The sequence below is a fragment of the uncultured Streptococcus sp. genome (genome assembly GCF_963525625.1).
Classification (GTDB): Bacteria; Bacillota; Bacilli; order Lactobacillales; family Streptococcaceae; genus Streptococcus.
The window spans coordinates 1-21,150 of the sequence record NZ_CAURLD010000014.1; the positions used below are offsets into that span (position 1 = coordinate 1).

Sequence of the window (21,150 nt, forward strand, 5' to 3'; positions counted from 1 at the left end):
CATAAAACCGTTGCTTTTTTTGGAGATAAGGGACTATTGTCCCAGACTCTTTTTTCTATGAATGGCTTCTACTGTTTTCTCTTTTGCTCTCAAATTCTTTAATTAATTTTTGATACCAATAAAAACTATCTTTTCGAATCCGCTCTAGACTACCCCCTTCTTCCTCATCACGGTCTACATAAACAAATCCATAGCGCTTGCCATAACCATTTAGCCATGAAAGTAAATCTGTGAAAGACCACGTACAATAGCCGATGACTTGGCAACCATCTTCTATAGCGTTTTGTACAGCTGTAATATGATTATCGAGGTATTCAATCCGATATGGGTCGTGGATCTTTCTATCTTCTGTTAAGGTGTCATACTCTCCTAGTCCATTTTCAGTTATCATAATTGGAATATCATATCTGCTGGTAATCCGTCGCAAAGCTATCCGCAAACCAATTGGATCTATTTCCCACTCCCAGCTAGTACGCTCTAAGTGTTCATTTGGCACATGCTTAAACTGGTCCGGCTCTCCAGCTTCAGCATTCGGTACATTAGCAGCAAAAGTATGAGATTGGTAATAGTTGACACCAACGAAATCTGGACGACCAGCTTTTAAAATCTCTAAATCCCCTTCTCGGATATCTAATTCTATCCCGAATTGATTTTTCAAATAAGCTAGAGCTGTCTTTGGATAACGTCCCAATAAATAAGCATCCATCCAATACCAAACATTAACATCCAAAGATTTCTCCATGGCTAGAACGTTTTCTGGCCGATTATCCAGAGCATAGAGAACAGGAAAGGCAAAGCTTGGACCGATTTGACCTTTTATTTTTAAATCATGGAATCGTTTGATAATCGTCGCATTGGCCAAATTGACAATGTGATTGACTTGATGCATCCTCTTGATGTCTTTAATTCCTGGTGGGAAATAGCCATCTCTGTAGCCGAGTCCAACAAAGACATTTTGCTCATTGAGTCCAATCCAATATTTCACTCGATCTCCAAAGTTTTTGAAGAGAATCTCTGCATAATACAGGAAATCGTCGATTATCTTTCTGGATTCCCAGCCTCCATACTCATCTTGGAGCGTCTGAGGCAGATCCCAGTGATAGATCGTGATAATGGGTTCGATATTATATTTGAGAAGTTCATCAATCAGATTTGAATAAAACTCAATCCCTTTCTGGTTAACCTCTCCTCGTCCCTCGGGCAAAATACGGGTCCAGGCAATAGAAAATCGATAAGCTTTCAGACCCATTTCGGCCATCAGTTTAACATCTTCTTTGTAGTGATGATAATGGTCCACTGCCACATCGCCTGTCGTGTTTTTAAAGGTCCTATTAGGCTGGCGGACAAAGGTGTCCCAGATAGACAGACTCTTACCATCTTCATCCCAAGCTCCTTCAACTTGATAGGCTGCTGAAGCCGATCCCCAGAGGAAGTCTCTAGAAAATTTTGTTACATCAATCAAGCTGCTGCACCTCCTTTGGATTCTAGAGCTTCCATTTCAGCTTCTTGCTTAACCAATTGCTCTTCGTATTTTTTGAAGAATGGATAGTAGATTAACATAGCTGGTAAAATCAAGATATAGTCCCAAACAAAGTTTTGCCAACGAAGGGTGGTCAGATAGTTACTAAAGCCCATTGGCAACTGAGCGCTGACAACAATCCAAGCTGGAATGATAAAGCCTGTTTTGTAAGCAAAATAAGTCAAAATCATCATAATAGGCACATTGAGTACATAAGGGATACAAAGAATTGGGTTGAACATAATTGGCATACCAAATGTTACTGGCTCGTTGATACCAAACCACCCAGGAATGAGTGAAATCTTTGATACGGCACTGATTTGTTTAGATTTTGAACGTAAGCCCATCAGGACTAGTGCCCAGGTATTCCCTGTACCACCAACTAAAGCCATGGAAGTGTAGAGTAAGACTGGGAAGAATTGCATTGGCTGACCGTTCGCATGAAGAGCAGCATTGGTTGTTGCCGCTTGAATCCCAAGCGGAGAAATGATTGGAATAATGATGAGGGTACCATGAATACCGAAGCACCAAAGAATCAGCGCTAACATACAAAGCATCACAATACCTGGAACAGATGATACAGCGCCAAGCGGTGCACGCAAGAGAGCCATAAAACCAGACGGAACATTATAAGCTCCTGCTGTCAAGGATCCAATTCCAACATTCAGCAAGAGGAAGAGAGTGATGGAGAAGAATACCGGCAGAATAGAGCCGAAACTATCTTGCAGGAACTGCGGCACAACATCTGGCATCTTTATTTTAATATCTTTTTCATAACAGAATTTTTCAATCTGTACGACAACAAAGACAATAAAGAAGCTGATAAACATACCTTGTGAGCCGAGATAGTCTAATTGCAGACCGGAGAATTCTTCAGTATCAACAAAAGCTCCTGCCACAAGCATGAAAGTAACTGCTGTATCGACAGCTGCCATAATAGGAGATTTCAATTTCAAATTCTTAGCATAATGATAAGCAAAGAAGATAGCAACCCAGATAGAAATAAAATCCATTGAATAACGGAAAGGCAAGGTCAATGTATTATACACTGCATCCCCTGTTTTGAACCAACCTAGAGCAGTTTCATTTCCAATTGCAGCTAAAACTTGAAATAAGGACCCCACGGTAATCAATCCCAAGAGAGATCCTAATCCAGCTTGTAAAGACTGTATAAACACATTGTTGGCCAGTTTATAACCAATTTCCTGGAGCCTGGTCATGAATTTACTGTTAAAGAATTTTTCCATCAGAAAAACCTCCTTAAGATATTGCTTTAATTAATTGAAAGATATTCTTACAATCTCCCATTGCATAATCCATAGCTGGGATGGTGGCAACAGGTTTTGAAACTGTCTCTTTGACAGAATCAAGTTTATAAGAAACCTGAGGACCTAATAAAATTACGTCATAGTCCTGAGCATAATCTTGATAGTCCATCAATCCGACCGCTTTGATATCGAGGTCAACACCTTGTTCACTTGCATATTGCTCCATTTTTTTCATCAGGATGCTCGTGGACATTCCGGCTGCACATATTAATAAGATTTTCATTGTTTTTCTCCTTCTCGATTGGAATACAGCTCAATCATCTCAGTGATAAGGTCAATGGCCAAGAGACTCGTCATAAAATGATCTTGTGCATGAACAAGCAGTATACTCAACTGATGACCGTTTCCTTGTGCTTCTTCCTGCAATAAATCTGTTTGGGAATGATGGGCCTTTAAAATAACACTATTTGCCTCATCCATTAATTCCTTAGCTGCATCAAATTCTGCTAGTTTTGCTTTTTTAAGTGCTTCAAAAGCTAAGGATCGGGCTGCACCAGAATTGGCAATTAAGGACATGGCAATAATCTCCGCTGAACTATTCCATTCTTCCATACAAGCTCCTCCTTTCCAGTTGACTTCTTACCCACAGTTTACTATAGCTCTATTCCACTGTCAAAAACGTTTACATTTTCTTGATATACAGTTTTCTATCTTAGTGTATCCATTTTCAAATGCCATTCATACTCAATTTATTATAAAAAATTTAAAGTAACACTTTCTTGCGTTCTTTACCTCTGGTACTCTGTTATTTTTAAATAGTTCCTTTAATATATTTTAGAACCTATCGTAAAATTAGTGTATAAAAATTAATCGTTTTTTATGATAATGTATAACACGAAACTAAAGAGTATAAAAAAGCGCTAAAAACCGTCTCATTTCCCTAAAGGGGTTACTTTCCACAAGGGCTTATTATATACTTAATTTATGAAGATTATTAGAGAACTCCAAGTCACTTCAGACGAATTTTACGACTTCTTGGAAAGCGAGTTTCTGAATCAAATCAATCAAGCTGACAATCAAACAAAAAAGATAGATAGGTTAAAGAAAGGACTTCGTTACTCAAAATTGTCAGACAATGTCTATACTAAGACTGATTATGAGATTCTGGACTATCGTCGCCATGAAACCTACGTTATTCAAATCTCGTCCCATAGTGAAAAAACGATTACTTCCTACAAGACCAAGCCTTGCGCAAAAGGGCTAGAGGTTACACTAGAACAAGAACAAAATAAATTGACAAAAAATTCAAAAAGCAAGCTCATCAAGTGGATGGGAGAGCTACTCTACTTTGGTCGTCTTTCGGAAAATCTTTATAAGATTCAAGGCGAAATCGAGAAGACTAGAAAAGAGAAAACTCAGTAACAGGCAAATTCGATTCATACCTTCTTTTTGTGCCCAAATTTATGACTTGCAGATATTCAGATAATTCAAGGAGCAGATTATGAAACAAGGCATCACACCTCAATATTGGAAACAAGAAAACAACGGTCGCTATTTCACTAAAGAAACTCAAATATTTAGCCCACTTCCTATTTTGACCGACACTTTACTGGCTCATCCAAAAGCAAGAAATGATGGCCAGCTGGCTTTCCCTGCTATTCATTTCATAGAAGGGATTTCCCGAGAAGTCGGACAAGAGGTCATGCAGTCCTTTTCACTTCCCTATCCATCCAACCCTGAAGCGCACATCGTAAAGATTGCTCAAGACGGCATTTTCGTTTATGCCTTGTCCCAACGCGGCTTATTTTATGGGGCAATTTCAATTATTCAAATGTTGCAGGATGGCTACTTGCCTTATGGCTTGGCCTACGACGAACCCGTCTGTTCTGAGCGTGGTCTCAAGGTCTTTTTACCGTCTCGTAAGAATATGGATTTCTTCAAGCAATTTGTAGATATGCTTGCTTTTTTCAAGTACAATACGATTATGATTGAAATCGGCGGTGCTATGGAATATAAAAAACACCCTGAAATTAATCAAGAGTGGATTAAATATTGTGCTGATATGGCTGAATACTCTGGCAAGACCAAAGAAATCCAAGACTATACCTTCCCTTGGTACAAGAATGCCATTCACATGGAGAATGGTGACGGGGAGTTTCTAAGTCAAAATGATGTGAAAGATCTGGTCCTCTACTGCAAGGAACTATTCTTTGAAGTGATTCCTGAGGTTCCCTCTCTTGGCCACTGTGACTACCTGATGCTTGGTCACCCAGAAATCGCAGAAATCCCTGAAGATCCTTATCCGGATACTTACTGCCCATCAAATCCTGCCTCTTATGAACTCCTATTTGATGTTCTGGATGAAATCATTGAGGTCTTTGAACCTGAAATCATCAATATCGGACATGATGAATACTATTCAATTGCCATGTGTGAGCGCTGCAAAGGGAAGGCTGGAGCTGATATCTTTGCAGAGGACATTATCAAGATTTATGACTACCTCAAGCAGAAAAATGTCCGAACCATGATTTGGGGAGACAAGCTTCTGAAAAACGCTATCGTTCCTGATGCAGGGCCTTTTGGTGGAGCAGAAATCATCATGTACACTCCCCAGTTCAAAAAAGATACAGGCAAAAAAGTTGGCATCATGCCGGCAACCTGGCAGGCCATTCACCAGATTCCCAAAGATGTCGAAATTCTTCATTGGCTCTGGAGTTTGGATGAAAAACTGGAAGATGAAGTTTTAGAAGAAGGATTTACCATCCGTTATGGTAATTTTGAAGGCTATCTCTTTCCACATTGGGCTGAGCACTTGAAGAAGGGGAGCAAGGGAGCTATCATCTCCAACTGGAGCACCTTGAATGAGGTAATCCTGCAGAGAAATGTCATTTTCTTCGGATTGGCGTATGCTTACGAGATGTTTTGGAATCATGACTATCGCGATGAAGACTATGCGACTATCCGTGATAAAACCTTATCTTATCTCTTCCATTACCACTATCCTGACCTGCAGAACCACACGCGCAGCCTTGAAGCACTGGCGCATCCCAGTTGGATTGAAATCGGCTATGCTACTGACTATTTTGTAGAATACCAATGGTTTGTGGACGGTGTCTTCCCTGAAATGGAAACCTATCAAATCGGAAATATCCTACTAACCTATACTGATCAAACCGAGTTTACTCTTCCCATTATCTTTGGAGAAAACATTGGCAAAACAAGTGTTAAATGGGATCGGTCTACAAATACCAACCCTTTACCTGGTGAACCTATCTATAAAGTAGACGAGCAATTATTTGAAGTCTCTCTTAGCACCAAACCTTATCAAAAAGAGCAGCAAACTTTCTTCGCATTTCCTATTCAAAACCCTTATCCTGAAAAGGAATTGAAGAATGTAGAAGTTCAAACAGAAGCTGACAAAGATTGTCAAATTTTTGTTGATCAAATTGCCTATTATCACTAAACTTGATGCTTATTTCAAGCTATCAGGTAGAAAGAGCGAAGTTTATGAGGGATCAGAATCATCCAGTTCAAAAGGAACTACAAATTTCTAGATATCAGGTTACTGGGCATACTGATTGCTTATCTTATTTGAAACGAAGGGAGGTGGGAGAGTGAGTAAAAAGAAAACATTTCTGAAACAATTCTTACGTCTCAGCCTACCGTTTTCTCTTCAATTTCTACTGGCCAGCGCTGTCAATCTAGCTGATGTTGTCATGATTGGACAGCTAGGGGAAAAACAAATAGCAGCTGCTGGCGCTGCCAACCAGATTTTCTTTCTCTTGACTATTGTACAGTTTGGTATCGGTAGCGGAGCTTCTGTCTTCATGGCCCAATACTGGGGAGCCCAGCGAATTGCTGATATGAGAAAAACCTTGGGATTAGTCTATATGCTGAGTGGAATCATCTCCGTTTCCTTTACCTTAGTCGCTTTACTCTTTCCCAAGCAACTGATTGGCTTTTATATCCATGATACCGAAGCTATTCAGTTGGGTGCCCAGTACCTATCTATCGTCTCCTGGACCTACCTGATGACAGCTATCACAACCTCCTTGGCCACCATGTGCCGCTGTAGTAACGAAGTTTTCTTACCAACTCTTGCTAGTCTCCTATCCATGGCGACCAATATCATTGGCAATGCCGTCCTTATTTTTGGGCTGATTGGGTTTCCTAAACTTGGACTGGTTGGTGCTGCTATTGCTACCTTTATTGCTCGATTGCTGGAGCTTTGCTGGTTAGTCTTTGGTGTCTATCGAACAAGGATGGCTGGAGCCGCTAGCATAGCTGAACTCTTTGCTTTCCACAAAGACTTCGTTTATCAATTTTTGAAAAAAACCTTGCCAGTCGTCTTCAATGAAGGCGCCTGGTCTCTTGGAACATCAATTGGCTTGGCCATTATCGGACTATTAGGTACTGAAGTTGTGGCCTCTACCCAGATTGCTAGCGCCATTGCCCAAATTGGTTTTGTCTTTGTACGCGGTGCGGGAAATGCCGTAGCTGTTATGCTAGGCAATACTATCGGGGAGAATCAAGTAGAAAAAGCCTTACAAAATGCCAAGCGCTTCTTACTTCTGTTACCTCTCATCGGGCTCATCGTCAGCATCCTACTCATCTGGGCCATGCCCTTAGCCCTGAAACTCTACAACTTAAGCAATCAGACAGAGCAGCTAACCATCCTGATGATTCAGTTAAATGCCCTATTGTTTATCCCAAAAGCTTTTAGTGTTGTTTTAATCGTCGGGATTTTACGTAGCGGAGGCGATACCAACTATGCCTGCCTGCTAGATGTTTTACCTGTCTGGCTCTTCAGCATTCCACTTGGCTATGCTCTGGTTAGTCTGCAGGCTCCCATTTGGCTAATCTTTCTTGTGATAAATGGCGAAGATATTCTCAAGCCAATCTGGGGCATCCCTCGTGTCTTCTCAGGGAAATGGCTGCATAATCTTGTGCAAGAGCGCATGTAAAAAAGCATCTAAATCACAACATTACCACAGAAATCGGAAGTGCAAATCCCGATTAAACAGGGTAATGAGAGTTAGGTGCTTTTTTATTGGTTTGCTACTCTAACATACAATTTTATAACTTGCGCAGCATCTGAATTAAAACACTAATCTCTGCGTCATCTATAAGAATCTTAAAGCTTCGCTCCACTGTTCGGATGATTTTCCTAACATGCTTATAGTCATCAGGGAATTTTTCGATAACACCAGCAATTTCTTTACTGCCCTTCTTCAGGCATTCTCCTGAAAGGGTTCGCTCCACCAGACACGCAATATGAACAAACAAGCCTATTGTTTGCTCCTCTGTCAGCTGATAATAAAAATCAAATTCATCTAAAATAGCAGGAAGAATCTTTTTAATCTTAGCTAAGGAAGTATAGACAAATTGCTCTTCTAAAAATTGGTAAACTTTCTCATAATCGTAGCTATTGACAGAGGTCGGTACAAACATCAATAATTTATCTAAGTGTTCCTTGGGTTGCTCAAAAACATCTTTAATGGAAATGAAAGGGATACCCATAATTTGGGGGTCAAAAGTTCCAACAAAAGCATGAACTTGATAGGTCTTTCTTAAGGTCATCACTTCCTCAATCAACATCTCCTTATTAGCAACTGACAAAGCAATGACACGGTAACCCAGCTTTGAATACTGATCAAGATAGTGCTTGAGCTGAAGAGAACCTCCTTCGCTGGTATAACAGAGCGTGATGATGATTTTTTCTTGATCCCGATTTTTATAAAGCTGATTCATTTCCATATGAAAAGCGTGAAAGACACTGTCAATATCATTTTCTATCAAACAGCGCCGCGCAATCCCCATACCAATCATCGTAATGGGAATTTCAAATTCTCTGATTTTAATCAGAGTTTCTTCTCGAATTTTATCCAGCATTTCCTTAATTGATCCCATATCATAGAGGACGATGACCCCTAAACCTTGGTCTAGCTCCTCAATTTGCTCTTTTAATTTACGATAGCTTTCCTCTAGAGATTCTTCTAATAGAATATCAAAGCCATACACTTGGCTATTTTTAGTCAGCATCTTGGTTGACTCAGCCAAGGACTTGGCAACCCCTTTACCATGCAGAACGTAGAGCAAGATAGGTCGTAGACTATCTTGTTTCTTTTCGGATTCAATAATAAACATAGTGAGGATGACGATTTCATCTATCGGAACAGCTAGTTGAAATCTTGTTTCTAGTTGCCTAGCAAATTTAGAACATTGTGCATACTCTATTGGATAATCCCGAATCACTTTCACAATAGCATCATTATCCAACTGCCGATTTAACGAGCCTTTCTGCTTAATCATCGCATTGACATGAAGGCTGATGCTGTAATATGCCGTTGAATTAAGCTCTATATTGAGTTCCTTTTGAACAGATAGAACAAAGGCTTGTACCAACTGAATCACTTCAGCAGAAACAATCGTCTCAAGCTGATTAAGATTTTCCAACTCATCCTCTTTCTTAACAAAAGGTTTGTATTCAATATAGCTTTGAATATAGTTTCTCACTGCCTCAAAAATATCATCCTGCTCAATGCCTCTTTCTGATAACTGAGAATATTCTGATTTAATTTTGTTATATAAATCATCAGACTCTTGCTCTGGAAAATCCAGCAATCCCAACTCCTTATCATAAATCAGCACCTTACGTTTTCCAATCAATTCATCGATTTTAACTACATTATGACTTCCTAAATGACGAATCCCTTGATAAGGAATGGGTAAATCGTCATTACTGAGTGTTAAATCTTTTAGCTCTGACCTCAGACTTCTTACAAAAGCATTGGCGCAAGCTGTTCGAACTGCATATTCTAATTCTTTTATATTGCTAATATTCGCTGATAGGATGAAGGAATGAATGACATCACGCGGCACTTGAATATCATGCGCAGAATTCTTTGATTCGATAGCTAAAAAGTAATTTAGTAACTCTAGCTTTTCACTAATCGGTCGATTCGGATAAGAAGGCAGCTGGATTACAACAGGAAGTTTATTGGATAAATGTTCAGATAGCTTAGCATTACTTCCGATAATTACCAAACCTTTCTTCTGACGTCTCTTTTGTTCCCCTTCTCTGTGATTCAGCCAGGAAATCAATCTATTTTGATCCGCCGAAGATAAAACTTGTATGTTATCTATAAATAAAATTCCTTCTGCTACTTTCTCAAATACAGACTTCGTTGCTTCTGATCCAAATAACAACTTCAGCAAATCATCCAGAACATCAATATAGTCTAAGCAGTTAATTTTTTCAAACAACTGAGGTTTACTAATCGCTTGATTTTGAATGGCAAACTCCATCATTTTATTAACGAAGTGAGTTCTACCAGCGCCAATCTCGGATAAAATGAGTACTGGAAGGGCATAATTTGGGTATAAAATAGCTGCCTGCGCTAACTGGATGGCTGTTCGCAAGCTGCCATTTTCACCTATAATGCTTGGAAAATCCAAAGGATTTTCTACAAATACCTCTTTTAACTTGTATTGAACTGGCCGTGTATTTCCTTTAACGAGTATCCCTTCTTTTACCAATTGATTCAAAATAGTGCTCACATTTGAGCGTTGCATTCCTAAAGCAGCAGCAATTACTTTCGTTTCAAGACCTTGCTTATTATTCTTTAGTAATTCTTGCTCTAGATATTCTAAGACTAGTGTTTTGGCAACCTTCATATTCTACCTCACTGATATTTTTCTCCCATTATCGTCATTCAATTTAACTTATACTGCAGCTTTATCCACCTACTTAGAGCCTTAGAAGTTACTCCCTATCATCCTGTCATTTCCTTATCTAAACATTATAAATTTGAAGCAAGAGAATGATAGAATACATAAAGGCCAACTGTTAATGAGTGATACAAACAGCTGGCCTTTCTCTTTATCATTTAGGAATGAAATTCTTTATTCATTCTTTTATCAGAAAACCAAGTCGTAAGGAGATTCCAACTTGTCCGCTAGACTGGCTAAGAATTCCGCTGCCGGCTGACCATCTACGACTTGATGATCGAAAGTCAAGCTGAGCGGCAGGAATTTCTGCTCATAGACCTGTCCTTGGCTGTCAAGAGCCAGCGCCGTTTGCAGGGCACCAACTCCTAAAATCGCCACTTCTGGTGTATTTAAGATAGGAGTGAAATACTCAATCCCTGCTGCCCCGAGATTGGTAATACTGAAGGTTGAACCTGAGTAAAGAGCTGGATCTAAAGTGCCTTTACGAGCTTGATTGGCCTCTGTTTTGATAGCTAAGCCCAAGTCAGCCAGCGTTAGCTTATCCACGTGACGAATGACCGGCACCACCAGACCATCACTAAGCGCAGTCGCAATACCGATATGAATATCTTCTACTTCCTGATACTGACCATTGAAATACCAAGCGTTGAGCTGAGGGTGATCTTTCAATGCCTTGGCAACTGCCTTTGTCAGCAGAGTCGTGATGCTGATTTCACCATTTTCTAATGGAGAAGCTACCTTATCCTTCATATCCTGTCTAAAGGCCATCAGCTTGCTGATATCCACCTTACGGTGCAAGGTCACCTGAGCCGATGTCTGGAGACTGGTCATCATCCGCTCCGCAATAGACTTACGCATGCCTGTCAATCCTGCGCCATAGTCAGCCTGACTAGCCGGCTGAAGGATCGCAGAGCTATTTTCAGGTGTTTGGTTTGGAAGCGCCTCTGGTTTATAGTTTTCCACATCCCGTCGGGTAATACGGCCATTGCCTCCCGTTCCTGAAATCAAGGAAATATCATATCCTTTTTCCTTAGCAATCTTGCGGGCAAGAGGAGTGATGAAAATACGTCCATGTTCACTTTTTCCAACAGTGTTGGAACTTGCTGCCACAGTTTTTTCAGCTAATTCAGGCGCTGCATCAACTGCTCCCTTCTCACTTTCTGATTTATTCGCAGAGGCTTCTTCTGCTTCCATACCTGGAAGAGTTTCTCCTGCTTCACCAATCCATGCAATTACTTTCTTGCACGGGACAGTATCGCCCGCCTGACTGATAATTTTTAAAATCACTCCTGCGCTTGGCGCCTCTACATCGCTGGTCAATTTTTCAGAACTGATTTCCAAGACAGGCTGACCAGCAGCTACGGTGTCGCCTTCCTTGACCAGCCAGTTATTTATCAGACCTTCGGTCATTGTTAAGCCTAGCTTAGGCATTACAATTTCTGTAGCCATACTTGCCTCCCTTCTATCTCTTCAGATCGTCAATCAATTCTGCAGCAACTGTCAGAACCTTATCAGCATTAGGGATATAGAGCTGTTCCAAATTCACCGCAAATGGTACCGGCACATTTGGCGCGCAGACGCATTTCACCGGGCCGTCCAGATAGTCAAAGCATTTGTCTGTCACTGCTGCTGCAATATCTGTCGCTGTGTTATTGTGAGGGTTGGATTCATCAACGATAATCAGCCGTCCAGTTTTCTTGACTGATTCAAAGACAGTCTCCTCATCCCAAGGAGCTACCGTTCTCAAGTCAATCACTTCAACTGAAACACCATCTTTTTCCAAGCGATCCGCTACTTCATAAGCTACATAGAGCATCTTACCGATAGTGACGATAGTAAGATCAGTTCCCTCACGGCGGACAGCAGCCTTCCCAATTGGAACTGTATAATATTCTTCTGGTACCTCTCCTTTGATACCATAGAGAGTCTTATCTTCTGAATAAATCACGATATTGTCGTCTTCAATAGAAGCCAGCAGTAAGCCCTTAGCATCGTAAGGTGTTGCCGGAACGACTACCTTAATGCCGGGAATGGATCCGAAGAGACCGTAATAAGAACCCGAGTGCTGAGCTGCTGCCGAAGCTCCTGCCCCGTGCATGGTCCGCATTGTCATCGGAACCTTGGCCTTACCACCAAACATATAGCGCATTTTTGAGCCCTGCCCCAGAATGGCATCAAAGCAGAAACCGATAAAGTCATTAAACATCAGCTCCGGTACTGGCCGCAAGCCAGTCAGAGCCATTCCAACAGAAGCCGATACATATCCGTGCTCAGAAATCGGAGTATCAATCACCCGCTCTCGGCCATATTTTGGCATCAGTCCCTTGGTTACACCCATTACGCCGCCCCAAGCATCTTCGTTTTCTTCTTCCAAGTGCTTGATTGTTACACCGCCAGCAATATCTTCTCCCAGAAGGATTACGGTGTCATCTTTTGCCATTGCCTGATCCAGTGCTTCATTGATTGCTTTCATAAATAACAGTTGTCTAGCCATTTGATCAACCTCCTTCTATCAATCAGCAAATACATCTTCCAGCAGAGAGTCGGGACGAGGAATAGGACTGTCTTGAGCAAATTTGATAGCTTCTTCCACATCCTTTCGAGACTCTTCTAAGATGGCATCAAGTTCATCTTCAGTCAAGAGGCCATGCTCGATAGCGTAGTCACGGAAGACGTCCAAAGCATCCACATCAGCCCAGTCTTTTTCTTCACCTTCCAAAGCCTTATACTTCTGCTCATCCCCTTCAAAGTGACCATGATCGCGATATGTTACAGCCTCAATCAAGGTAGGACCTTCCCCTCTACGAGCCCGCTCTACAGCTTCCTTGGCTACTTGGTAGACAGCGAATAAATCCTTACCATTAACCCGAACGCCGGGCATATTATAAGCAGCCGCTCTCTCAGCAATGGTGCCAGACGCTGAAGAATACCATTGCGGTGTCGATTCTGCAAAGAAGTTGTTTTCATTGACAAAGATAACCGGCAGTTTCCAAATTGCTGCCATGTTGAGACATTCATGGAAATTTCCTTCATTGGCTGCACCGTCACCGAAGAAGCAGACAGCTACACTGTCTGTTTTCAAGTACTTGTTGCGCATAGCAGCACCAGTTGCTAGACCAAAGCCTCCACCAACCATACCATTGGCACCGAGAATCCCCTTATCCAAATCGGCGATGTGCATAGATCCGCCTTTTCCTTTTCCAAGTCCAGTCTCCTTGCCAAAAATTTCTGCCATCATTCCCTTTAAATCACCGCCCTTAGCAACACAGTGACCGTGTCCTCGGTGAGTACTGGTAATATAGTCCTGGTCTGTCAGATTGGCACAGACACCCGTAGCAATCGCTTCCTCTCCGGCATAAAGGTGAACAAAGCCAGGAATCTGTCCTGCAGCAAAGAAACGCCGAGTATTTTCCTCAAAATTACGGATATCCCACATGGTTTTATACATGGTCTTGGCTTTTTCTTTGGAAATCTGCTCCACCTCAACTTCAGTAGCATCATGGACTTTTAAATCGACTAGCTCCGATACAGCCCCTTGGCTTCTTGTTTTGGTCAATCGTTGTGGTAAATCTTTATAATTTGACATATTTTTACCTCCTCATTAATCGTCCTGAACGAGTCTTTTAGCGACTTCTTGTATTAGTTCTGATGTGGTAGGATGAGCAAAAACTGTTTCAAGAACTTGATCCAGCGTTGCTTCAGCCTGCCTCAGCAAAATCAACTGCTGCAGAAGATCCGTACCGTGAGGACCGACGATGACTGCACCTAGCAGAAGATGGTATTGCTTTTCTGAGATTAGCTTGACATAGCCCTCCGTCTCACCTATAGCGATAGCCCGCCCATTATAAGAGAAAGGCAGCTTCTCGACCAGAACATCATAGCCGGCCTGCTCAGCCTCTTCCTTGCTGAGACCAAAAGAAGCTACTTCAGGATTGGTGTAGAGTGAACGGGGAACACCCAGCGGATCAACTGCTTCTTCAGCTCTCCGGCAGATAGCTTTTACAGCCTTTATCCCTTCTGCACTAGCTACGTGAGCCAGCATATAAGATTCCAAGAGATCACCGATAGCATAAACATGCTCTTTGGATGTTTCGTAGTATTGATCTACCTTGACAAAATTCCGTTCTGTCAAGGCTAAACCCATATCCTGCGCTAGCTCTAGGTTTGGTTTGCGGCCAGTAGCGACCAAAAGATGGTCGAAAGCAACCTGCTCGTTCTCAAGTAAGACAGAATTAGCAGTTACTTCCTTTATCTGCGCTCCTTGGTAAATCATCACCCCCATTTTCTTTAGTTTCTTTTGAATCACATGTCGCGCATCTCCTTCTTCAGTCAATAGAATTTCCGGCGCAACCTCGATAACAGTGACCTCAACACCCAGAGGAGCCATAGCGAAAGCTAGCTCAATTGCGATAACGCCACCTCCGATAATTACCAACTTCTCAGGAAGATCCCTCAAGTCAAAAAACGTATCCGTCGTTAGATAATCAACCTGTTCCAATCCCTTGATAGGAGGCACAAAAGGATAACTGCCAGTAGCCAAAATCACATCTTTGCCACTGATTTCTTTACCATTGACGGAGAAAGTTCGGTCTTTGACAAACTTGGCCTGCCCTTGGATATATTCAATACCTAAAGACTTAAAGCTAGCATGAATTCCAGATTGCAAACTGGCAATAACCTGATTCTTTCGGTCTACCAATTTCTCAAAATCAATCCTTTCAAGCTTGCTCTCAATGCCATAACGTCTGGCATCTTCTAATGTCAACAGCCAATGACCGTACTGGAGATAGGCCTTAGACGGTATACATCCTACATTCAGGCAGGTTCCGCCGATAGACTTCTTTTCTACTACGGCGACTTTCTTACCTAAACGAGCTGCTTCTTCAGCAGCCACATAACCGCCCGGTCCAGCACCGATAATCAAAACATCATAAACAGACAAAACACTCCTCCTTTCATAAAATGCAAAGGGTGCTCCAACAATCAAAATGATTGCTGTCGGCTATAGATACAAAAAGTATCTTATTATTTTTCGTATACCTAAGACTCATTTTAAAATCTCAGGATAGCGTCTGCTCAGAAGCTATGAACCTCCTTTCTGTATTTTTCTCTGTCCATACATAGTAAGCGCTTCCTTTTTGGAAGATACTTATACCAAATAATTAAAATCCAGTTGCCTATCCTTCAAACTGACTTGAACTGTCATTTCACTTGTTTCCTTATTTTCTACCAAATAACGAGCCAAAGGCGTTTCGAGATAGCGCATAATGCTTCTTTGAATAGGACGAGCACCAAACTCTGATTGGTAACCTTTCTGGGCTAAAAAAGCATAAACTTCTTCGCTCAGATGAAGCTGAATCTTCTGATGTTTCAACCTTTCCTGAAGTTGCTGAACCATAATTTTTACGATATTGATCATATCTTCTGCCCTTAGAGGGTTGAAAATAACCGTCTCGTCAATCCGATTTAAAAACTCTGGTCTAAAGCTATGTTGCAGCAAGGACAGAACTTCTTCCTGGGTTTCAGCAGTCAGTCCCTGTTCACTTTTGAGACTTTCCAAAATCTGCTGGGAACCAATATTGCTTGTCATAATCAAAATAGTATTTTTAAAGTCAATAGTACGGCCTTTTGAGTCTGTCAAGCGTCCTTCGTCCAAGACTTGCAGCAGAGTGTTGAATACATCCGGATGGGCTTTCTCAATCTCATCCAGCAAGACAATAGAATAGAGCCTCCTACGAACAGCTTCTGTCAGCTGTCCTCCCTCTTCAAATCCTACGTAGCCTGGTGGCGGACCAACTAAACGAGCCACGGCATGTTTTTCCATATATTCAGACATATCCAGTCGGACCATTTCCAACTCATTGCCAAACAGCCGCTCAGCAAGGGCTTTTGCCAGAGCAGTCTTCCCGACTCCAGTAGGCCCCAGAAAGAGGAATGAACCAATAGGACGTTTTGGATTTTGAATTCCAGCCCTCGAGCGCAAAATAGCCTCCGAAACTTTTTGAACAGCTTGGTCTTGCCCTACAATTCTCTGGCGCAGGAGCTTGTCTAGATTTAGCAAGTGTTCGCGCTCATTGTCCATGATTCCCTGCACTTTGATTCCCGTTATACGTTCTACGATACTGGCTATATCCTCACGACTGACGTCTGGTCGTTCAGTTTCCGCTTGAGATAGCTGGATTTTCTTGACAGCACACGCCTCATCAATCAAGTCCAGTGCTTTATCAGGCAAATAACGATCTGATAGATAACGAATTGAAAGAATGATTGCTGCCTGCAAGGCTTCGTCCGTCAGCCTAACTCCGTGAAAGTCCTGATAATTCTCCCGCAGTCCTTGCAGAATTGTCAATGCCTTATCTTGATCAGGCTCCTCAATGCGAATGCGCTGGAAGCGCCCCTCCAAAGCTTGATCTAGCTCGAAGCTTTCTCGATAGGCAGCAAAAGTCGTTGTGCCGATGATATTAATCTGTCCCTGAGCCAAGAGCGGCTTTAAAAGATTGCCAGCATCTAGAGACCCCTCTGTCCGACCTGCTGTCACGATTTGATGGATATCCTCAATATAAAGAATAATCTTCCCCTTAGCAGCCAGCACCTCATCCAAAACAGCCTTGAAGCGCTCTTCAAACTCTCCTCTATATTTAGTCCCGGCAATCAGTCCGCCTAGATTTAACTTAAAAACTTCCTTGCCCAGTAAATGTTCTGGAACATCATCAGCAAGCAGTCTACCAACAAACCCCTCCATTACTTTGGATTTTCCAACACCTGGAAAGCCTATGAGAATGGCATTGCTCTTGTCTTTTCTGGAAAGGACACGGATAATATCATTGATTTCCTCTTGGCAGCCTATCACCTTCCTACCGGTCTGGTCTGACAACCACTGATTAAAGTTAGTTGCATATTTGCTCAAGGCTTGATAGCGAATCTCCTGACTGGAAGAGACTGCTCGTTTGCCTTGACGAACCTTATTCAACTTTTTCGCAACCAGCTCCTTATCAATCCCTGTCTGCTTCAAAAAGACAGTTATCGGATTTCGCTGCTGGTGAAATAGACTGAGAATCAGGTGTTCTACTGTTACCACCTCATCTCTCAGTTCCGTCCTCTCAGCCTCTGCATCATCCAAAAGATTCTTGAGACGCTGGCTATACTGACGTCCATAGCGGTTTGTATCGGTATGTGAAAATACAGGAATCTTGGCTAGTTCCTGATTGATGACACTAATAAATTCATTAATATCAAGGTCCAAACCGGTATAGAATTCCAAGGCAAAAGCCTGAGGCTGGGTCAGCACTGTCCAGACATGCGGAATGTCCACTTGATAATTGTGTTTTTGAATAGCTAATTCCTTTGCAGCATTTAGTACTTCTTGCAAAAGATGGGTATAGTGTTCAGTCATATAGTTCCCTCGCTTTTCTTCTGAAAACCAAAGACAACTGCAAACAATATTTTAAAAATTAACCTATTTTAACAAAAACTTGACTTGATAATCTTATGACTATTATATCATTTTCACAATCAATATACTAGAAAATATGTAAGCGTTTTACCGTTTTAATCTAATTTTAATAAAAGTTTGTGAAAAAAATAACAATAGCTTATCCTAAAAGGACAAGCCAGCGCTCTTTAAGTTATGATATTTTTAGCCAAACGATTAAGCCGCCACTGAAAAAGAATGCCGCTCATCACCAAACTAGCAATGAGACCAATCCAATATCCATAAGGGCCTAAACTAGTAAAATGATCTAAGAAGAGTCCTAGGGGCAGCGAAACTCCCCAATAAGCAATCAAACCCAAGTAAAATGGCACCTGAGTATCCTTGTATCCCCGAAGAATGCCCTGCAAAGGAGCCGCAAAAGTATCTGCCAACTGGAAAAAGAGGCTGTAGGTCAGAAAAACAGATGTCATACGGATAAACCCAGTATCCGAATCATAGAGAGCAGCTACTCGGTCGCGTAAGATATAGAGAAAGAGAAAGGTAAATCCAGCAATACCCAAGGCCGTCAGCCGCCCAAGTTTACAGAATTTCTTAACATCGTCAGGACGATTGGCTCCAATTTCATAAGAAACAATGATGGACATTGAGGTTGAAATGCTCATAGGAAAGGCATACATTAAGTTTGAAAAATTCATGGCCGCCTGATGGCTGGCAATAATTAGTGACGAAAACTTAGCCATGACCAGGCCAACAACCGAGAAAATCACAACTTCAGCAAAAAAGGTTCCGCCGATAGGCAGTCCAAGTCGAATGCCTTCGATTAAGCTCTTTTTGTCCAGTGGTCGAATCTTCCAAAGCTCATAGAATCGGACTTTTGGATGTTTGACTGCTACTAACAAGGATATGAGGAGCAAAACCCAATAAGCCAAAGAAGTCCCAAGTCCGGCTCCGGCTCCGCCCATTTCCGGAAAACCAAATGCACCGTAGATTAGGGCATAATTAAAAGAACCGTTCAAGGGCAAGAGTAAGAGCATGAGATACATGGAAAGCTTGGTCAACCCTAGAGCATCAAACAGAGAACGGATAGTGCTAAAGAGTAAAAGAGGAATAATGCCAAGCGCCAGATACCAAAGATAGTTCTTAGCCACTTCTTCTACCAAGGGCTCTAAGCCAAGATGGGCCAAAACCAGAGGAGCGCCCACAAATACCAAGGCAAATAAAATTAGCGATAGCCCTAAAGAAAGATAAATAAACTGATAAAAATCAGAAGCAATCTTTTCTTTTTTCCCCTGACCTAAATGATGCCCGATTATGGGGACCAAGGCCGACACAATCCCTATAAGCAGGTCGAAAAATGGAATCCAAAGACTAGTTGCCATGGAAACACCAGCCAGATGTAAGGTGTCATATTGGCCAGTCATAGTCGTATCGACAAAAGAGGCTGAAAAATTGGCCAGTTGGTAGATCAAAATCGGCAAAAAAATAGAAATAAAGAGCCGCATCCGCTGCTGTAAATTATGAGTTTGGTGCATAGAAATCCCTCAAAAACTTTTTCTACCCAAGTAAAATCAACGAGCTTAGATTTTTAAAATATCAACTATCTTTACTATACTATAAGCCAGACAGATAGTCAAAAGGAAAAGGAAATCATATATCTGCCTCAGTAAAGACAACCTGCCCCTTCTCAAATCCAGCAATGCGAGCCAAAGAAAGGACACGATAACCAGCAGTTTCCAAAAGTTGACGGCCATCCTGAAAGGATTTTTCAATGACAATGCCAACCGCTTCAATCTGCGCTCCTGCTTGCTCGATAATGGTAATTAAGCCCTTGGCTGCCTGACCATTAGCCAAAAAATCGTCAATAATCAGCACCTTATCGTCAGAGTTGAGAAATTTCCCAGCAATCGAAACGGTCGAAGTCACTTGCTTGGTAAAAGAATAAACTTCAGCCGTCAAAATCCCTTCTGTCATCGTGATGTTTTTGGCCTTCTTAGCGAAAATCATTGGTAGTCCTAGCGCTTCTGCTACGTAGACAGCCGGAGCAATACCAGAAGCTTCAATAGTCACTACCTTTGTAATTCCTGCATCCTTTACCGCCTCCGCAAAGACCTGGCCAATCTCTTTCATCAGAGAAAAATCAACCTGATGGGTCAGAAAAGAGTCAACTTTTAGGATATTCTCACCCAAGACTTGTCCATCTTGGAAAATGCGTTCTTCCAATTTTTTCATTTTTACTCCTTATCACAAGCTATACTTGATGCTAGAAGAAAAACACGGCTATCCGTGCTTTTCCTTTACTCTTTTTCATTTTTATTCTCGGTCTTGTCTTCTTCTCCAGCATGATTGACTGCTTTTTTGAATTCTGAAAACATTTTACCGATAGATTGTCCTAGTTCGGGCAGGCGTTTTGGCCCAAAAATAAGCAGAGCCCCCAGAACAATAATGATTACCCCAGGTACTCCGATGTCTTTTAAAAGTCCCATTAATTTCTCCTCGTTGATTTTCTTTGATAAATGATGCGACTGAGCAGGATGCTGACTTCATAGAGCAAAATCAGAGGCACTGTCATAGACAAGTCGCTGATAAAGTCAGCCGGTGTCAGGACAACAGCTAAAACCAGCAAAATGAAGTAAGCGTATCGTCTATATTTTACCAAAAATTTCGGATTGAGCAAACCGATAGAAGTCAGAAAGGACACAAGAACTGGCAGCTCAAAAAGGCATGCAATCGGAATAGTGGTATGAAAGACGAAACTAAGATAATTCTGTGCTGTCAGCCGAGTCTCAAAGAGCCCCTCCCCTAGCGACAGTAAGACCTGCAAAATAGCTGGAGTCACAAAGTAAAAGCCGAAAGCCAGCCCCAGAACAAAGCAGATAAAGGTAGCCGGGATATAAGCGAAAACGGCTCGCGCTTCATTGGCTCGCAAAGCCGGTCGGACAAACTCCCAGACCTGATAAACAAGAAATGGCAAGGTTAGGGAAAAAGCGACCAGACTAGCCAGACTGATATAAATCCAAAGGATATCATCCGGCCCCAGCACCAGCAGCTTCTGCTCAAAATTACTAGTCAGCCATCGGTAAATATCGGCTGAAAAGAGCAAGCTAACCAGAAAAACCAGGAAGAAGCAAGCCAATACCGCTAGAAAACGCCGTCTGAACTCAATCAAATGCTCAATAATAGTCTGCTCTTTTTTATCCATG

General features: G+C 41.8%; 17 protein-coding genes. 3 read left to right on the forward strand and 14 right to left on the reverse strand.

The window, feature by feature from the left end; all coding sequences use genetic code 11:
* Window positions 1–55: 55 nt before the first annotated feature.
* From RYK49_RS08280 to RYK49_RS08295, 4 genes are read right to left on the reverse strand one after another with little or no spacing between them, the layout of a single operon-like run.
* Window positions 56–1,462: a glycoside hydrolase family 1 protein gene (locus RYK49_RS08280; RefSeq protein ID WP_314831213.1), complete on the reverse strand. Its 1,407-nt coding sequence runs from the start codon at window positions 1,460–1,462 to the stop codon at window positions 56–58.
* Complete coding sequence (locus RYK49_RS08285; RefSeq protein WP_314831212.1) at window positions 1,459–2,766, reverse strand: PTS transporter subunit EIIC; 1,308 nt, start codon at window positions 2,764–2,766, stop codon at window positions 1,459–1,461. Before RYK49_RS08285 ends, RYK49_RS08280 begins: the two co-directional genes overlap by 4 nt.
* Window positions 2,767–2,779: 13 nt before the next feature.
* The gene (locus tag RYK49_RS08290; RefSeq protein WP_314831211.1) at window positions 2,780–3,070 is read right to left on the reverse strand and encodes a PTS sugar transporter subunit IIB; all 291 of its coding nucleotides are present in this window, start codon (window positions 3,068–3,070) and stop codon (window positions 2,780–2,782) included.
* Window positions 3,067–3,399 (reverse strand): PTS lactose/cellobiose transporter subunit IIA, encoded by a 333-nt coding sequence (locus tag RYK49_RS08295; protein WP_002915240.1) that lies wholly within the window; start codon window positions 3,397–3,399, stop codon window positions 3,067–3,069. The genes RYK49_RS08290 and RYK49_RS08295 overlap by 4 nt, the downstream gene beginning before the upstream one ends.
* Window positions 3,400–3,771: 372 nt before the next feature.
* Between RYK49_RS08295 and RYK49_RS08300 the strand changes: the two genes are divergently transcribed.
* The 3 genes from RYK49_RS08300 to RYK49_RS08310 all read left to right on the forward strand — a co-directional run bounded on the left by RYK49_RS08300 (window position 3,772) and on the right by RYK49_RS08310 (window position 7,751).
* Window positions 3,772–4,209, forward strand: a complete 438-nt coding sequence (locus tag RYK49_RS08300; protein ID WP_046165576.1) for a DUF3284 domain-containing protein — start codon at window positions 3,772–3,774, stop codon at window positions 4,207–4,209.
* Between the two features lie 79 nt (window positions 4,210–4,288).
* Window positions 4,289–6,250, forward strand: a complete 1,962-nt coding sequence (locus RYK49_RS08305; RefSeq protein ID WP_314831210.1) for a family 20 glycosylhydrolase — start codon at window positions 4,289–4,291, stop codon at window positions 6,248–6,250.
* Window positions 6,251–6,365: 115 nt separating this feature from the next.
* Window positions 6,366–7,751, forward strand: a complete 1,386-nt coding sequence (locus tag RYK49_RS08310; protein ID WP_314831209.1) for an MATE family efflux transporter — start codon at window positions 6,366–6,368, stop codon at window positions 7,749–7,751.
* Between the two features lie 112 nt (window positions 7,752–7,863).
* Here RYK49_RS08310 and RYK49_RS08315 read toward each other — a convergent pair whose 3' ends face one another.
* From RYK49_RS08315 to tatC, 10 genes are all read right to left on the reverse strand, one after another.
* Complete coding sequence (locus tag RYK49_RS08315; protein ID WP_314865408.1) at window positions 7,864–10,464, reverse strand: PRD domain-containing protein; 2,601 nt, start codon at window positions 10,462–10,464, stop codon at window positions 7,864–7,866.
* Window positions 10,465–10,707: 243 nt separating this feature from the next.
* Entirely contained in the window at window positions 10,708–11,967 is a 1,260-nt protein-coding gene (locus RYK49_RS08320; protein ID WP_314865410.1) for a dihydrolipoamide acetyltransferase family protein, read from the reverse strand.
* A 13-nt stretch (window positions 11,968–11,980) separates the two neighbouring features.
* Entirely contained in the window at window positions 11,981–13,012 is a 1,032-nt protein-coding gene (locus RYK49_RS08325) for an alpha-ketoacid dehydrogenase subunit beta (RefSeq protein ID WP_004186958.1), read from the reverse strand.
* Window positions 13,013–13,030: 18 nt separating this feature from the next.
* Window positions 13,031–14,104 carry a thiamine pyrophosphate-dependent dehydrogenase E1 component subunit alpha gene (locus RYK49_RS08330; RefSeq protein ID WP_048773414.1) on the reverse strand — a complete coding sequence of 358 codons (1,074 nt, stop codon included), beginning with the start codon at window positions 14,102–14,104 and terminating at the stop codon, window positions 13,031–13,033.
* Between the two features lie 15 nt (window positions 14,105–14,119).
* Window positions 14,120–15,460 carry a dihydrolipoyl dehydrogenase gene (lpdA, locus tag RYK49_RS08335; RefSeq protein ID WP_314831206.1) on the reverse strand — a complete coding sequence of 447 codons (1,341 nt, stop codon included), beginning with the start codon at window positions 15,458–15,460 and terminating at the stop codon, window positions 14,120–14,122.
* A 207-nt stretch (window positions 15,461–15,667) separates the two neighbouring features.
* The gene (locus tag RYK49_RS08340; RefSeq protein WP_314865412.1) at window positions 15,668–17,911 is read right to left on the reverse strand and encodes an ATP-dependent Clp protease ATP-binding subunit; all 2,244 of its coding nucleotides are present in this window, start codon (window positions 17,909–17,911) and stop codon (window positions 15,668–15,670) included.
* A 227-nt stretch (window positions 17,912–18,138) separates the two neighbouring features.
* Complete coding sequence (locus RYK49_RS08345) at window positions 18,139–19,482, reverse strand: MATE family efflux transporter (protein WP_314865414.1); 1,344 nt, start codon at window positions 19,480–19,482, stop codon at window positions 18,139–18,141.
* A gap of 115 nt (window positions 19,483–19,597) precedes the next feature.
* Window positions 19,598–20,179: a xanthine phosphoribosyltransferase gene (locus tag RYK49_RS08350; RefSeq protein WP_314865415.1), complete on the reverse strand. Its 582-nt coding sequence runs from the start codon at window positions 20,177–20,179 to the stop codon at window positions 19,598–19,600.
* 65 nt (window positions 20,180–20,244) lie between these two features.
* A complete protein-coding gene (locus RYK49_RS08355) occupies window positions 20,245–20,433 on the reverse strand; it encodes a twin-arginine translocase TatA/TatE family subunit (protein ID WP_002897604.1) in 189 nt (62 codons plus the stop codon).
* Window positions 20,433–21,149, reverse strand: a complete 717-nt coding sequence (tatC, locus tag RYK49_RS08360; protein ID WP_314865417.1) for a twin-arginine translocase subunit TatC — start codon at window positions 21,147–21,149, stop codon at window positions 20,433–20,435. The genes RYK49_RS08355 and tatC overlap by 1 nt, the downstream gene beginning before the upstream one ends.
* Between the last annotated feature and the right edge of the window lies 1 nt (window position 21,150).